Origin of the sequence: Nostoc sp. (assembly GCF_036917455.1) — a bacterium.
GTDB lineage: Bacteria > Cyanobacteriota > Cyanobacteriia > Cyanobacteriales > Nostocaceae > Nostoc.
The window spans coordinates 1-15,987 of record NZ_JBALDK010000092.1 but is presented as its reverse complement, the minus strand read 5'-3'; the positions used below and the strand labels follow the sequence as shown (position 1 = coordinate 15,987).

Sequence of the window (15,987 nt, the reverse complement as noted above, 5' to 3'; positions counted from 1 at the left end):
AATTTACCGTTTCTACAATCCGAAATTTTTACAGCTTAACTTGCTGCAAATGACTGCGGGGGTTATAAGTACGGATAGCCCGGATTTTTTCATAATATTCTCGCTCTTGCTGGCTGAGGTCTTTTGGTGGTGCGATCGCCACCTTCACCAACTGATCGCCACGCCCACCCTTAGCGAGAGGCCAACCTTTGCCACGCAAACGCAGTGATTGGCCAGAACGCACTCCGGCTGGTAGTTTGACATTAACTGAACCATCAGGAGTGGGTACATCAATAGACGCTCCCAGAGTCGCTTCATCTGGTGTGATTGCTACTTCGCACACCAAGTTATCACCTTCCATTTGGAAGAACGAGTGCGGCTGAAGTTCCACTTTTAAGTATAAATCCCCTCGTTGTTGAGTCATTGGGTTGATTTGACCTTTACCCCGCACGCGCAGACGAGTACCAAGTTTAGCCCCAGATGGGATACGAACATCAATTGTTTCGTTACCTAAACTGAAGCGCTTCTGTACACCGTTAAATGCTTCAGCTAAACTTAGGGTGATTACAGCTTCACTATCCTGGGAAGTACCTGCACCTGGATCTTGAAATCCATAATCGCTAAAGCCGCCAAAACCACTTGGCGCAGCTGTTGGAGGGCGGTAAGAAGAGTAACTTTGTCGCCCACCGCCACCGCGAGGGGCAGCACCGCCAAAGCGCCCTAGCAACTCATTAATGAACTCATCAAAATTGCCGTATTGACTAAAGTCAAAGCCACCCATATCGGCACCAACACCGCCGCCTGGGAAACCTTCACCAGCTTGCTTCCAATATTGACCGAATTGGTCGTATTTTTTGCGTTTATCTACATCTGACACAACTTCGTAGGCTTCGCTAACTTCTTTAAAGCGTGCCTCTGCTTGTTTGTTATTTGGGTTGACATCAGGGTGATATTTGCGGGCTAGTTTACGAAAGGCTTGTTTAATCTCGTCTTGAGTGGCAGTCTTATTAACTCCCAAAATTGCGTAATAGTCTTTGAAGTCGGTTGCAGCCATCTACTAGCCTCCTATAGAAATTCCTGTTATGTTTTTTTTTTAAGATCGCAAGATATTTAATTGCTAGGTATAGTGCCAAAGCAAAACAATCTGATTTTAAATTAACAAAGAATATAGAAAATCAAGTGGGGTTCTTGCTCACCGCGCGATCGCAATTTCCGTACTCCGATTTTTCTGATAAGCGGATTAGCCCATCTAGCCCCTCTTCCAGGCTTGGGGGGGCATCCCGGAGTTGACGGTGCATCCGCAAAATAATTTCTTCAGGAACCTGGCGCGATCGCCTTTTATTACGTGCTAAACACAACCAGACTGGTGTATCCACCCAAATTGCCGTAATTTGGGTAAAGCCCAATTCACGGGCTAAAGCAATGACTTCACGGCGATGGCGACGCTGGGCATTGGTAGCATCGAAAATGGCTGTATTTGCTGTATAAATAGCTTGCTGAAATTGCCGTTCTACTTCCCGCCAAATCAGCAGCCACGGTCCCTGAAGGGCTTGGGAACCGAATAATTGCCCCCGGATGGCATCTGTAGAAATCAGCGACATCTGGGGGCATTCTGCCAGTAATTGTTTTGCAAAAGTTGACTTACCGCTACCTGGAAGGCCAATCAGCAGAATGAGTTTAGTCATTTGTCATTCGTCCTTTGTCTTTTGTGGTGTGTCATTAGTCATTTATCCTTGGTGAATAACTAATGACCAATGACTAATTACTAATGACCAATGACCAATGACCAATGACTAAATGATTGTTCCATCAGGAATTACAGCATTTTTCAGGACGACAACGATACCACTGCGGATGTAGAAACCTTGAGCTTCGCGTTCAGCTTCTTGCACATTATCTTTATTGATAATTTTCACATCGTGACCGATGCGGGCATTTTTATCGATGATGGCACCGCGAATGATTGTGTCTGTACCGATGCCTACGGGAATGTCATTTTCTGCTAAACTACATTGCCGTTCGACGGAAGCTTGGTAAAAATCTGCACCCATGAGCAAAGATTCTTCGATGACGCAGCCAGATTCAATCCGCGATCGCACTCCCAAAACTGAATGTTGAATGCGGCAATTTTTCAAAATACAACCTTCGCCAATAATTGATTCTGTGATTTGGCAATCTAAAAGTTTACTTGGAGGTAAGTAACGAGCGCGGGTATAAATTGGTGCCTTTTCATCGTAGAAACTAAAGGGTGGCTGAGGCTGCTGAGTTAGGGCTAAATTGGCATGGTAAAATGCTTCAATTGTTCCAATATCTTCCCAGTAGTCATCAAAAAGGTAAGCTTGAACGTTGTAATCTTTAGAGGCATCAGGAATAATTTCTTTGCCGAAATCAGTCCTTTCTACACCTTCTCTCAACAATTTGAACAAAACATCTTTTTTAAAGACATAAATCCCCATTGAGGCGATGTAAGGCTGTTGCTGGGCTTGTTCTTTTGATAATCCCAGTACACTTGTATCAACTTGCATTTGGTGTAACGCTTCACCTTTGGGTTTTTCGCTAAAATCGATTACCCTACCAGAATCGTCAATTTTCATCAAGCCAAAATCTGAGGCGCGGCGCTCATCAATGGGGATGACTGAGAGAGTAATATCAGCCCCCGTTTCCCTATGGCGCTCGATAAACTGGCGATAATCCATGCGGTAGAGGTGATCGCCTGAGAGAATTAGATATTCTTCTACATCCCATTCTTCCATTAACCACAGATATTGACGCACAGCATCGGCTGTACCTTGGAACCAGTTAGGGTTTTCTGGTGTTTGTTGTGCCGCTAGCACTTCCACAAACCCTTCATTGAAACCGGTAAAGTTGTAGGTACGGGCGATGTGACGATTCAAAGAAGCTGAGTTGAATTGTGTCAGGACGTAGATTTTGAAAATTTCGGAATTTATGCAGTTACTAACAGGGATATCGATTAGGCGGTACTTCCCCGCTACTGGTACTGCTGGTTTAGCGCGGAGTTTGGTTAGTGGGTAAAGTCGAGTACCCGCGCCACCACCAAGAATGATTGATAATACTTTCTTCACAAAATTTCTCCCGACTGCCTTTCAACTCTCATCTTAAGTTTAGGACTGTCTGCCACCACAGGTAAGGGGGATCGTCTGATTCTTTGGGATGAATTTTACAGAATGCTACTGGTGATGGATAGTGCGGCTGGCGAAGAACTAATTAGAACATTTGTATTAATTGGGGTGAAAAGTGTAGGAAGCTTCGACTACACATCCCTCGCGTAGAATTTTATCTCTGTGAGACAGTTTACAAGGGAAAAAGGTAAATAGTCTGTCACAAACCTCGTTATAAAAATAAATCTAAAAAATTTATAGGTGTAATCCGGAAAATATTATTTTTCTCGTGTATTAAATTACAACCAGCTAAAAGGCAGCTATTAAGTTAACTCCCTAAGATATTTAAAACAAGGTAACAGAAATATGTCGAATCCTCCAAAACCCAAACCTCAGCCAAAACCAGTTGCTAAAGAAGATCCCAATGAACATATTACAGATCCAAATATCAATGAACATAATCCAAATCCAGATGGAAAGCCTCAAGCAATTACAAAAAACTAAAGCAATAATTAAGGATAAAATTGACGATTAAAACAGCATTCTAAATAGTTAAGTTGTTCACTTTTCTTTAAAAGAGCAGATATCAGATTGGTAATTCAACCAATCTGGTATATTTTTTTTAGTTTGTAAATATTCTTCTAAAAAATTACAGCTATATTTCAACAAGTTTTCCACTTCGGGGGTAACATCTTTTCTATAACTGCTTTGCCATTTCCAGAGTCTTACAGTTCCATCATTACTGGAAGAAGCAATTATATTGCCATCACGACTAAACTCTAACCGATTAACTTGCTGAGTGTGTCCTTTCAAAGTTGCTATTAAAGAACTTTCTCCCTTAATAGCCTTATCTACATTCCACACCTTTACAGTTTCATCAACACCACCAGAAGCGAGCATTTTACCATCAGGACTAAAATCTAAGCCCCATATTATACTTGCGTGAGCATTCTTGATTATTGCTATCGGTTTTTTCTGTTTATTTTTAGTATTCCAGATAAATATATTACCATCCTCATCGGCAGAAGCTAGTAAGTTTTTTCTCTCCAAACTATACCTAACTATAAACAAAGCTTTTTGTCCATGTGTACCAATGTTTTCTGGGGAAGTATCCTTTTTTTGCCAATCCCAAATTCTGACACTACCATCATCATCGACGTAAGCAATTTTTGAACTGTCATTAGGGTCAATGTCTAGACTGTTAACTCGAGGTGGTTTATTTACATTATATCCCTCATTTTTAAGTAATTTTCTAACATCTAATGTGTTAATTGGTTGAGGTTGGTTCTCTTGAATATCAGTGTGCCAAACTTTTATGATTCCATCACGATCACCAGAAGCAATAATTTTATCATCTCGACTAAAGCTAACATCATAAACAGTATTTTTATGACCTTTAAAAGTTTTTATCAGTTTATTTTCTTTCGCATCTATATTCCAAAGCCTGAACGTTGTGTCTTGACTTGTAGAGGCTAAAATTTTACCATTATGGCTAAATCTTACACTCCAAACTCCACCAGTATGTCCAGGCAAAAGATCGTATAAGAACTTGCCATTTTTATCCCAAATCTTGATTGGAGTGTTGTAACCAGAAGAGGCTATTTTACCGTCAGGACTAAAACTCACGCCCCAAACGCTATTTTTATGATCTACTAATCGATTATGCTCTTTCACTGAGTCAATTACTACTTTCAGTTGATTAAGTGCTTTAGAATTGTCTCCACCCAAACGCTGCAAGTACTTGAGCGCTTGGGCACTAGCGATCATTGCCTCAAGCTGATTATTTTGAGCTAAAAGTAGCTTAGATTTTTCAACTACTAGTACAGAAGCGATCGCATCCCCTTGTTTCTTCTCTATTGTTTGTTGTTGCAACAGTAGTCCCAATCCCAGAGATAAAGCTACAAGTGTTGCAGAAGCGATCGCAAATCTAGTTCTCTGTGATTCAGCTTTAGCTTTGGCTTCTGCTTGCTGTTGGAGTTTTTTTGCTTGCTCTAATTCTGCCTGATTTTGGCGATCGCGTCTCTCCAAACTCTTATGCAAAAATTCTGATTCTAATGCCGTAAGTCTTGGCTGAGTCTTATTCACCCACTCAGAAATTACAGCTAAGTTTGCACCTGTTAACAGTGCATCATCCGATTTATTAAATCTTTGTACCCATTCCTGGCAATCTTGCTCTAAAGAACGACTCAGACGAATATTCTCCAGATTTTCAGCAATCCAAGTATTTAATAATTTCCACTCAGATAAAAGTGCTTCATGGGCAACTTCTACAGTATTTTGATCAGTGATAATTAAACGTTGTTGAGAACCTGCTAGTAATCCTACAACCCTTTGCAATTGTTGGGGAGAATCTGCAACTACTTCTAATCTCTCCCAGCTAGCACGCCGCCGCGTTACTTCTCCAGCTTCACCTAACTGCACCAATTCCATAAACAAGCAACGCGCAAAGGCTTGATCTACAGTTGTTAAACTTTGATACAAAATTGTCGCTCGTTTGTCTAAAGCTCCTTTAACTCCGCCAATTTCCTCATAACCTTTATGAGTTAAAAGCGGTTCTGGCGATTCAGGTTCTTCAATGCAAACTCGCCACAACTCTTTAAGCGCATATTGCAGTATGGGTAATACACCAGGACGGTTGACTACATCAGCGGAAATTTGAGAAACTAAACCACGCTCAAATGTGACACCATGTAATTTTGCTGGTTTTTCAATTGCTTCTTCTAACTCAGCAAAAGACATCGGTGTGATGATGAATGATGTGGGAGGAATATTATTAATGAGAGTAATAATTTCTCGATAGTCAGCACAACGATTTAAGAAATCGCCGCGAATTGTCAAAATTATCCGCGTTTCTACCTCAGCTTTTTTTACTTCCTGTGCTATTAAGCGGATAAAAGCTTTGCGTTCCTCATCGTCTTGACAAAGGGTAAATATTTCTTCAAACTGATCGATAAATAATAGATGCGGTTTATTTTGCTGCTGTTGTCGAGCTAAAATGTCAACCAATTTACCTAATGGATGTTCTCCTGGTGTAAAAGATGCGATCGCCCATTCACTGCTTCCTGGGAGGCGATCGCCTTTCAGTTGCGGTAATAAACCCGCTTTTACTAAAGAAGATTTACCACTACCTGAATAACCAATTACAGCCAAAAATCGACTCTCTGCTAAACGCGAAATTAGGGTACGAACTGCTTCATCTCGTCCACAAAAATATTGCGCTTGCTCTGATTCAAAAGCATAAAGTCCCCGATAAGGATTTTCCTGATTGAAAGCAATTTTTTCTCCTGTAGGAATATCTAATTGGGGATAAGTCACTAAAGTAATTGAACGTCCCCAACCCATGCGAATCGGTTCCTGTACAGAACCTTTAAGTTCGTTGCTGACAAAATCAAACAAGCGATCGCCACTTATTCGCCTACTACTACTTGCATTTTCTGCTGCTAATCCCTTAACAACTGCACCTGTGAAAATGCTATATTCTTCACTTTTAATCACTCCGGCGCGTTCAAAGCCGCGACACGCTGTAATTAAGTAATAATCCTTTTGTGTACTGAAAGCGTTAAGAGTTCTTTCTATTAACTGTCTTTCAAGAAAATAGCCGCTATGACAGCAATCGAGTAGCATTACCAAACTACTTAATTGCGACTCTTGAATTAAATCGTTGAGGCTATCCAGAGGAATACCATATTTTTGCTCAACATTTTCGTTTTCCTTAAATTCAATCTGACAATCGGAACTTGCCAAATATCCCTTTTGTTGTCCCAAATTGTCGGAAATAGTAAAACCGTGTCCGCTAAAATAAATCAGCGCTTCATTATTAGCAGCTTGCTCTAGTAAAAAAGTTCTCAAATCTTGGCCAAGTTGAGCGCCAGTAACTTTTTGTGCTGCCATTTCATAGCCGTTTTTATCTTTATTCCAGCGCTGCGGTAGTCTTTGCACAGACTGGAAATCACCATATTGCTCTAAGAGTTGCGCGATCGCTTCAGCATCATTTGTAGTCTTCGACAAAGGCGGTAATGATCGGCTGATATACTCGGCGATGCCAATAACAAGCGCGTATCGTGCCATTTAACACACCTTGGGTTAGTAAATGCGGGATAATCTTGACAGACACAATGATGGCTGTGTTACTAGAAACAATACCATTTGTTATTTTTCTGCAAGCAAGCTGAAATTTATTCAGATACGTTACAAAACTTAATTGAGGTAGCCCATGTCAGAAGTACAGCAACTATTTTTCCAAGCAGACGGGGAGATTGAGCAGATTGAGATTAACGTCACAGCTACCGAAATAACTCAGGAAATTGAGGAGGATGACGATGGCATAGAATACAAGGATGTCCGAACAGATGCGATCGCTCGGATGCAACAAGCTCGCCAAATGATTCGCTCTTATACTATCTATGCTCTAAGTGCTTTTAAAGACTTCAATACTGCTGAGATTGAAGAGGTAAAACTTACATTTGGCATTAAGTTGGGTGGGAAAGCTGGTATTCCTTACATTACCGAAGGTTCAGCCGAAAGTAATCTGCAAATTGAGGTGAAGTGTAAGTTTGCAGAAAAACAACAACCCGATCCAGAGTAACTGCAAAAAATTATCCGCGTAGCTTAGGGGTAGTCTATGCCCATTAAACACCCAACTTCCCTATACTTATTTTCCTATTAACCAAACCTAATTGCTGCGATCGCTTCAAATACTTCACCCAAGATTGCTCTGACAACTGGGAAATAGCATTTAGTGAGAGTGTTGCTGTGAAAATATCTTTGCTACTGGTAACACCACTTACACCTAAACTTTCTAAAACAGCAGTTGCAGCCGAGTTTAAAATTGGTTCAGTATGAATGAAAACCCCCAAACTCGATTCTTCTGAATTTTGAACATCATTCAGCGCTGTAGCAAGGGCGGCATCTAGTTTCTGATAATTCATTAGCAATTCCTTGGCAAAAAGGGTAGGCAGTTAATGCCTACCCAAATTTATCAAAGTTATAGGTTTTTATCCCCTATCCTTGTGCAGAAATAATATCTATCTTTCTCAATCTAATTACAGATTTAAAGCGTTAATCACTCCATAACCCCATTTGTCATCAAATGTGCCTGCGGGTTTTCTGGGAATTGCACTATTTTTACATAGCAGGTCTTTCACAGCAACCGGATCGAGTTTAGGATCGCGCTGCAACAGTAGTGCCACTAACCCAGTGACAAAAGGTGTCGCCATACTCGTACCAGCCATTACCACAAACTTGGAATTAATCATCGATGAGCGGTCAAAACTGGCATCGGCGGAAAGGGTGGAAACAATCATTGCTCCTGGTGCTGCTACATCGGGCTTCTGTCCATTATTGCGTAGAGGTCCTTCACTACTAAATTCCGTAATAGTATGCAATTCTAACCCCATTTCTCGCACTTGGTTATCAATATCTGTGTACTTACTTTTAGTTGTATAGGCTGCAACTGTAATTGCACTGCTGGCGGCTCCTGGTGAACCAATTTTTAATGTATCCTTCACACTTTTACCAGTAAAAAACACTGAGGAAGTGTCATCTAGTGTCCACACATCTAAACGTGTGTCAGTTGAAGAAGTGTTGCGGACTCGCAGTTGCCAAACACCTCCCATGACTGGCGAGGGGTCAATACCCCGGATTTGTACAAAGAAATTGCGATCGCCATTGGCTTGATCTGGCCCTGGTGTTGCTAATTGCACCCGTGCATCTGGTAACTGGTAATCTTGTGCAGCATTACCTTCAGTAATTATTTTTTGGTAAGGGGTGACAAAACCGTTAGGACTCCGCACAGACACTTCCAACTCACTATCTTTGGAATACCAAGCGTTTAACCAAACTATACCTATTTGATTCAAAGGAACATTAAAGCGCATACCACGAGTGCGTCCACTGGGTATTGTCGCTTGTCCATGAATGTTAGCGTTTCCTTCATTACCGGCAGCACAGCAAACAATTCTTCCTGGGCCAGTTTCGGCATCAATGACTTTAGATAGGGAATCACTACCATCATGGGCATCAGCATGTCCACCCACGCTGAGATTTACCACGGCTGCGCGTCCCAACTCTCTAGCAACTCGGAAAATGTAACGCACACCATCAGCAATGTGAGCATCCTGTAAATCCGATCTGACGATAACTAATTCTGCTTCTGGTGCTACACCGCTATAGTTAGTATCAGCACCGGCAGCAATTCCAGCAACGTGAGTCCCATGACCGGCTGTATCCTGAGAGATTGTCAGTTGCGCTTCTGTAAATTCTGCCCCATAGCCGCCCTCTGTTACTCCTGGCCCTGGCAGTGTTTGATCCCAAATGTGTAAAATTCGTCCAGCAAAGGCGGGGTGTTTCGGATCGATACCACTGTCTATAATGCCGATGATTACTCCTTTACCAGTCAGTTTGCTTTTTTTCTGGAAGTCCGGCAGTTTGACTGCTCCCATTGCACTGTCCATTCGCAAATGAAGTTTGCGTGATGGCTTAATTCGGTGAATCACATCTTCTTCAGATAAGACATCTAAACTTTCTATGGGTAAAAAAGCCGTCCGCACACTTCCAGAGTTTTGATTGACTTCAATGTTATATTGTGATAAGTAACTTAAGTCTGCATCAGGGTCGCAGTAGATAAAAACGACGCTCTTGCTAGGCTTGACTGGGCTTTTATGGGCAATGATGCCAAGCGATCGCTTGTGTGTAACTAAAGCTTTATCTCCTTCATTTTGATAGTCTTGAAATGCCAACAGTAGTCCAGGAGAAAGTTTTTCGTGTCTCATTTTTACCTCAAATTCAATTTATTAGGTGAAAGCAAAGTAGGTTATCAAGATAAGTCGCTCTATTATTAGTGCAGACTATATAGTTTTTTTGCTTTGATTATTTGATGCGACTATAGTTATCTATTTGTTTCATAGATAACATCAAATAAGCTTAGGAGGCGGGAAGTTATTCCTAAGACAATTACTAATTCGTAACTCATATTCCTAATCTGTACTCAGAAGACATCTTTGAGCAGCCGCATCTCAGAATTACCCAATACTGGGATAACAGGTAATTTTTATGAAGCTATTAAACTTATCCAGCGTCTGCCTAAATCATTACGGACAAAGTAAAGAAAAGAAAATTAAGAATAAATAAGAGTAATTAACTAACTAAGTATAATTTGTGTATAAAACATATTTAGTTAAATATGTTATCTTTATATTATTGTGCTATTTGCTACAAATATAAAATCCTAACCAACACACTGGCTTCTCTGAGTCTTTGTTGTTTATTAAAAAAAAATTGATTTTGCTAATGAATACTGACAAATAACAAATTTTCTATCATAAGTAGGAGCCATAAAGAAGCTAATATTTGCAACGATCGCTTCTGAAGGTACAAAGAGTTATCCATGCAAATTCAAACACCAGACTGGGTAAAGCACGCTGTTTTCTACCAAATCTTCCCAGATCGCTTTGCCAGAAGCAAACAGGCACGCAAACGGCTATTGCACGAAGCCCGTTGGGAAGATTGGGATGCTATGCCAACCCTCCAGGGTTATAAAGGTGGCGACTTATGGGGCATCATGGAGGATTTAGACTACATCCAGGATTTGGGGATTAACGCGATTTATTTTACACCCATCTTTCAATCCGCCTGCAATCATCGCTATCATACCCACGATTATTACCAAGTTGATCCGATGTTAGGGGGTAACGAGGCTTTTAAGGAATTGCTCGATGCAGCCCATCAACGGAATATCAAAGTTGTTCTGGATGGGGTATTTAACCATTCCAGTCGTGGTTTTTTCTTTTTCCACGACGTTTTAGAAAATGGCCCCCATTCGCCTTGGGTAAATTGGTTCAAAATACAAGGCTGGCCCCTTTCAGCTTATGATGGAAACTTACCTGCTAACTACGTAGGTTGGGTGGGAAATCGGGCTTTACCAGAATTTAACCACGATAATCCAGAAGTACGAGAATATATTATGGAGATTGCCGAATATTGGATTAAATTCGGCATCGACGGTTGGCGATTAGATGTACCATTTGAAATAAAAACTCCTGGTTTTTGGCAGGAATTCCGCGATCGCGTTAAGGCAGTCAATCCCGAAGCTTACATTGTGGGCGAAGTCTGGGGAGATTCGCGCCAATGGTTGGATGGAACGCAATTTGACGGCGTGATGAATTATCTATTTGCTGGGCCGACGATTGCCTTTGCAGCTGGCGATCGCGTAGTCTTAGAACAAGTTCAAGGCCGCGACTATCAACCCTATCCACCCTTATTTGCTGCCGAATACGCTACCAAAATTCAAGAAGTACTGCAACTTTACCCTTGGGAAATTCAGCTAACTCAACTCAATTTGTTAGCAAGTCACGATACAGCCCGATTGATGACCATTGCAGGCGGCGATGTAGCCAGTGTAGAGTTGTCTACTTTACTGTTACTCACCTTTCCCGGTGCGCCCAGCATTTACTATGGTGATGAAGTTGGTTTACCTGGTGGCATAGATCCCGACTCACGGCGCGGTTTTCCTTTAGAAGCCAAGTGGGAGCGAGAAATTTTCAATACTCATCGTCAATTAATTACCCTCCGCCAAACTTACCCAGCCTTGCGTACAGGTGATTATCAAGTTCTCCATGCTCAAGGACAAGTTTATATCTTTGCGCGAACTTTAGGAACAGAAGAATTGATTGTTGCCATCAACGCTGGCACAAGTTCGGCAATAGCGAATGCAGATGTGGTTAGTTTGCATACTCAACCCAATAAGCTGTTATATGGTAATGCTGAAGTTGAGTGGAATACTGAAGGAGAAACTCAGCATTTGTCATTAACTCTCCCCGCACGCAGTGGCTGCATTCTGGGAGTAGAGAAAATGTAGAGGTAGAGAGGCAATAGCAGGTAAAAGGGGAAAGATTTACTCCAACTTCTTCCCTGCCTCTTTGCCTTTTGTCCATACCTTATGCCTCTCTACCTCTTCAATTAAGCTGGCAGGGACAAACACAATTTGTCTTCAAGTTCGATTTCGCGCTCTTGAGTAGCGAGAATAGCCTGAGTAAGGACGCACTGGGTGTCAAAACCGACTGTGTGTAACTGCAACCACTGTTGAGCTTCATTGCCTTCTCGGAGGATTTTGTGCAATGGAGAAAGGAAACAGCTAAAGCCTTGTTGTTTAGCGATCGCCCAAACATCTTGGTACATTTCCGAAATCCAATCTCTGGCTAGAATGGTTCTACCATCTTGCCAATGTCTCAAAGGAGCATCGAGACTAGCAGCCGCCACAGCAGCTTCGTTTTCAGCAGTTAGGGTGAGAAGTTCTTCGCCAGAGAAAATACTTTGGGTTAAGGGATCGATGCTAGGATTTTCGATTATTTGCAACAAACGCGCTTCTAATAAGGCAGTTATAGCTAGCAAAGCAATGGGATCTGTGACTAAATCGCAAATTCGCAATTCTAGGCGATTTAGATCATAAGGACGGCGATCGCCATTTGGCCGAACTGATGTCCACAAATGCCGCACGTTTTGCATAGTTCCGGCAACGAGTTGATCTTCCACCCACTGGATATGATCGGCGTGGCTGGCAAATAATGGCACGTGGCTAGGCGTTTGCGGAAATAAGCCCCATCGGGTGGAGTGATAGCCAGTAGTTTTGCCATCTAGGAAGGGAGATGAGGCGCTGAGGGCAAGAAATAGAGGTGCTTCCATCCGAATCGCTCGACATGCCCGCATCAATACTTCTGGATCGCTGATGCCTATATTGATATGGACGCTGGCAGTGACTACTTTTGTCCCGTAAGTGTTCTCAATATAATCATGATAAGGATTGGCTGGATCGGAACGCTGAAAGCGATCGCCACCACCTAAAGATAAAGTACTTCCTGGTATCAAGGTGTAATCGCCCAAGCGATTCAGGTAGCTTCGCAACTCCCGCCTAGGACGCAGCAATGCACACAATAAATTATCGTAATTATGGGATGGTTGGGTTATATATTCGACGTTGCGGCTATCTGGCTCCCGCATAAATCCATCTAAAGCGGCAACAATTTTGTCGGAGAGGCCGACGATTTCACCTTGAGGCGTGCCAGTATACATCTCAATCTCAAAGCCTTTTAATAAGACCACCTTGTTCTCCTCGGCTCTCTCTACTTATAAATTGTATCGAATTAGACGTATCTCTGGATCTATCTTTAAGTCGATCATAAGGTTAAGAATCATTTTATTGCTAACTCACCTGAAATCAGGACAACAGATTTCTGGATTATTATCTGAAAAATTCCCGATTTACGCAATAAATAGCCGAAACCCTAGTATCATGCGGCGGAAATATACACACCATTTTTAAGCCTTGCAGTCTACTGAATTTTCATGGCTTTTAATGGTCTGCTTATTTTTGCCAAGCTGTACCCGCATTTTTCACAACCTTGAGGGGCGGAGGGGCAGAGGGGAAAGAACTTGGTATTTGAACTCTCCTCTGCTCCCCTGCTTCCCTGCTTCCCTGCTCCCCCTGCTCTCCCTGCTCCCCTGCTCCCCTGCTCAAGCGCAGGCGAGATGTGGTGAGAAATCCGGGTGTACTAGCCGCCAGGTATTGCTCCTACAGCATTGAGTTTTGCATAAGTCCTAAAATTATCAAGGCAATGCTAAAAACCTTTGAGAGTGTGTTCGACTCAATAATTTTTGACTATGTAACAAAATCCTTGAAATCACCACAATTTTCCAGAATTCATCCGAAAAAAGCATTTACCTACTTAATAACAGCTTTCTTAAAAGTCTGATTCTTTCTTTATAAATCATGCTTGATATTTCTTCGGCTCGCAAATGTAGCACTAAATACATTTTCGACGCTACATTTGAGTTTTAATACATATACAAATAAAAAGAACATGTATCTTTAGTTTGAAAAAATATCTATCTTAAAATATAGATGCTTAATGGAAAATTCCTAAAGAGCCACTAATAACAATCAATATTCACACGACTTTTTGAGTGGATTTATATCGTCATTCCTAGATATTTGCAGGGCTTGCAGACGAAAAATCAATCCACATTTTTCTCAACACGAGAGTTGCTTCAGGTGGAAAGCCAAAGGATGAAATACTGGATAAGTAAATTAGCAATCTTTATAATATTACTGTATAACTTGTTTCTCTCAAGTGATTACGCAGGAGCAAACCAACTTTTAAATGATGTGCAGCAAGTAAATGCACTCTCAGTAGTTGAAAACTTAGTAAGTACTAATAATCTTGATAAGAATAAAAAGCAGGATTTTTGTCGGACTAATAAGGTTGTCAAAGAGATAGATAAACTAGAGGGACTCTTCACACTTTATTGCACGGATAATTCGGGCAAAATTTACTTAGAAATCAAACCAGAGCAACTAAATAAAGATTACCTAGCTATAGTGACATTAGAATCAGGCGTTGGAGAAAGGGGAATTTATAGTGGATTACCTCTCTCTGATTTTCTCTTCTACTTCCAACGAGTAAATAATAGATTACATTTTGTTGTGCGAAATGTTAAATTCCGTGCAGAAAGTAGACCAGAACAGCGATCGCTTGCTCGCTCATTTAGCGACTCAGTTCTTTATTCACTCGAAATAGTTAATATCGATCCACAGAATGAAAATATTCTGATAAATCTGGATGAACTGCTAATGCAGGATTTTCCAGGATTAACTCCCTTCTTAAAATACTCTTTGCAAGCTGATTACCGCTTGGATGGACGCAAGTCATATTTTGGTGAAATTAACAGCTTCTCATAAAATGTAGAAATTGATTCTATTTATGGTTTTTCATCACTAGAAGGATCAAATTTAGTCACAGTACCCGATAGTAGAGACTTGACTCTGAAGGTACACTATAGTTTTTCTCAGCTTAGAGAAAACAATGGTTATATTCCCAGACTTGCCGATGATAGAGTGGGATATTTTATTACTGCTTTCCAAGACTTATCTAATAATAATCCTCACGAATCATTTGTCCGTTACATTAATCGCTGGCATCTAGAACCATCTAACCCTAATGTTGCTATATCTCCACCCAAAAAGCCAATTGTGTATTGGATTGAAAATGCTGTGCCACTAAAGTACCGCGATGCAATTCGTGAAGGCATTTTGATGTGGAACAAAGCATTTGAAAAAGCCGGATTTAAAAATGCTATTGAAGTGCAGCAAATGCCAGATGATGCTGATTGGCAACCCGCAGATGTACATTACAATACTATTCGCTGGTTCAACTCTTTGGATGAAGGTTTCGCTAGAGGGCCGATGCGCGTTAACCCATTCACCGGAGAAATATTGGATGCAGATATTATTGTGGATGCCAATATGGTGCGTTCAAGTCAGCAAGAATATCATGCATTGATGGAAGTCAATTCATCTTTAGTGGATAAAAAATCATGTCAAGTATTCTGGCGAAGGCAGAATACAGATGCTAAGAATTATCTTCTGCCAAACTCTGAGTTCTGCTATGGGATGGAATCTTCAAATCAAGCCCAGATGGGGGCACTGGCGTTGTCAATTTTGCCAAATATTACACCCAGCAGTGAAACAATGAAAGAGTATGTGCATCAATATTTGCGTTCTCTCATTGCTCACGAAGTTGGGCATACTCTCGGGTTACGCCACAATTTTCACGGCAGCACGATGTTAACGCCTGAAGAATTAAATAATACTAAAATCACTCACACCAAAGGTTTAGTGGGTTCAGTGATGGACTATCTACCTGTGAATATAGCACCACAAGGAGTACAGCAAGGTGACTATTTCCCAGGAGTTGTTGGGCCTTATGACGAATGGGCAATTGAGTATGGTTATAAAAAAAGCCCATCAGCAGCAATTGAGGGAATCATTCCAGAATCAGAAAAAAGTTTTTTAGAGCAGATTGCACTGGCATCGCCTCAACCAGAATTATCTTACGCA

Annotated in this window: 10 protein-coding genes and 1 pseudogene; 4 read left to right on the top strand and 7 right to left on the bottom strand. The window is 41.3% G+C overall.

Going from position 1 to position 15,987, the window contains the following annotated elements:
- Positions 1-28 precede the first annotated feature (28 nt).
- The 3 genes from V7K42_RS09900 to V7K42_RS09890 form a co-directional block, all read right to left on the bottom strand.
- Positions 29-1,033, bottom strand: a complete 1,005-nt coding sequence (locus V7K42_RS09900; RefSeq protein WP_334915717.1) for a DnaJ C-terminal domain-containing protein — start codon at positions 1,031-1,033, stop codon at positions 29-31.
- A 121-nt stretch (positions 1,034-1,154) separates the two neighbouring features.
- Positions 1,155-1,664: an AAA family ATPase gene (locus V7K42_RS09895; RefSeq protein ID WP_334915715.1), complete on the bottom strand. Its 510-nt coding sequence runs from the start codon at positions 1,662-1,664 to the stop codon at positions 1,155-1,157.
- A 108-nt stretch (positions 1,665-1,772) separates the two neighbouring features.
- Complete coding sequence (locus V7K42_RS09890) at positions 1,773-3,062, bottom strand: glucose-1-phosphate adenylyltransferase (RefSeq protein WP_334915713.1); 1,290 nt, start codon at positions 3,060-3,062, stop codon at positions 1,773-1,775.
- Between the two features lie 402 nt (positions 3,063-3,464).
- On the opposite strand from V7K42_RS09890, the gene V7K42_RS09885 reads away from it, so the two are divergent.
- The gene (locus V7K42_RS09885; protein ID WP_334915711.1) at positions 3,465-3,602 is read left to right on the top strand and encodes a hypothetical protein; all 138 of its coding nucleotides are present in this window, start codon (positions 3,465-3,467) and stop codon (positions 3,600-3,602) included.
- 57 nt (positions 3,603-3,659) lie between these two features.
- Here V7K42_RS09885 and V7K42_RS09880 read toward each other — a convergent pair whose 3' ends face one another.
- The gene (locus V7K42_RS09880; RefSeq protein WP_334915709.1) at positions 3,660-7,166 is read right to left on the bottom strand and encodes an nSTAND1 domain-containing NTPase; all 3,507 of its coding nucleotides are present in this window, start codon (positions 7,164-7,166) and stop codon (positions 3,660-3,662) included.
- Between the two features lie 145 nt (positions 7,167-7,311).
- Between V7K42_RS09880 and V7K42_RS09875 the strand changes: the two genes are divergently transcribed.
- Entirely contained in the window at positions 7,312-7,683 is a 372-nt protein-coding gene (locus V7K42_RS09875) for a CU044_2847 family protein (RefSeq protein ID WP_334889754.1), read from the top strand.
- Between the two features lie 43 nt (positions 7,684-7,726).
- Here V7K42_RS09875 and V7K42_RS09870 read toward each other — a convergent pair whose 3' ends face one another.
- Both V7K42_RS09870 and V7K42_RS09865 read right to left on the bottom strand, forming a co-directional pair.
- Positions 7,727-8,026 carry a hypothetical protein gene (locus V7K42_RS09870; RefSeq protein ID WP_334915707.1) on the bottom strand — a complete coding sequence of 100 codons (300 nt, stop codon included), beginning with the start codon at positions 8,024-8,026 and terminating at the stop codon, positions 7,727-7,729.
- A gap of 114 nt (positions 8,027-8,140) precedes the next feature.
- Positions 8,141-9,868 carry a S8 family peptidase gene (locus V7K42_RS09865; RefSeq protein WP_334915706.1) on the bottom strand — a complete coding sequence of 576 codons (1,728 nt, stop codon included), beginning with the start codon at positions 9,866-9,868 and terminating at the stop codon, positions 8,141-8,143.
- 614 nt (positions 9,869-10,482) lie between these two features.
- Between V7K42_RS09865 and V7K42_RS09860 the strand changes: the two genes are divergently transcribed.
- Positions 10,483-11,952 carry a glycoside hydrolase family 13 protein gene (locus tag V7K42_RS09860; protein WP_334915704.1) on the top strand — a complete coding sequence of 490 codons (1,470 nt, stop codon included), beginning with the start codon at positions 10,483-10,485 and terminating at the stop codon, positions 11,950-11,952.
- A gap of 101 nt (positions 11,953-12,053) precedes the next feature.
- Here V7K42_RS09860 and gshA read toward each other — a convergent pair whose 3' ends face one another.
- Positions 12,054-13,193: a glutamate--cysteine ligase gene (gene gshA / locus V7K42_RS09855; RefSeq protein ID WP_334915703.1), complete on the bottom strand. Its 1,140-nt coding sequence runs from the start codon at positions 13,191-13,193 to the stop codon at positions 12,054-12,056.
- A 964-nt stretch (positions 13,194-14,157) separates the two neighbouring features.
- Between gshA and V7K42_RS09850 the strand changes: the two are divergent.
- Positions 14,158-15,987: pseudogene (locus tag V7K42_RS09850) on the top strand (zinc-dependent metalloprotease); the annotation flags it as partial.

Coding starts and splice junctions, on each gene's coding strand:
- V7K42_RS09900 (WP_334915717.1), bottom strand. CDS start 1,033: ATGGCTGCAACCGACTTCAAAGACTATTACGCAATTTTGGGAGTTAAT.
- V7K42_RS09895 (WP_334915715.1), bottom strand. CDS start 1,664: ATGACTAAACTCATTCTGCTGATTGGCCTTCCAGGTAGCGGTAAGTCA.
- V7K42_RS09885 (WP_334915711.1), top strand. CDS start 3,465: ATGTCGAATCCTCCAAAACCCAAACCTCAGCCAAAACCAGTTGCTAAA.
- V7K42_RS09880 (WP_334915709.1), bottom strand. CDS start 7,166: ATGGCACGATACGCGCTTGTTATTGGCATCGCCGAGTATATCAGCCGA.
- V7K42_RS09875 (WP_334889754.1), top strand. CDS start 7,312: ATGTCAGAAGTACAGCAACTATTTTTCCAAGCAGACGGGGAGATTGAG.
- V7K42_RS09870 (WP_334915707.1), bottom strand. CDS start 8,026: ATGAATTATCAGAAACTAGATGCCGCCCTTGCTACAGCGCTGAATGAT.
- V7K42_RS09865 (WP_334915706.1), bottom strand. CDS start 9,868: ATGAGACACGAAAAACTTTCTCCTGGACTACTGTTGGCATTTCAAGAC.
- V7K42_RS09860 (WP_334915704.1), top strand. CDS start 10,483: ATGCAAATTCAAACACCAGACTGGGTAAAGCACGCTGTTTTCTACCAA.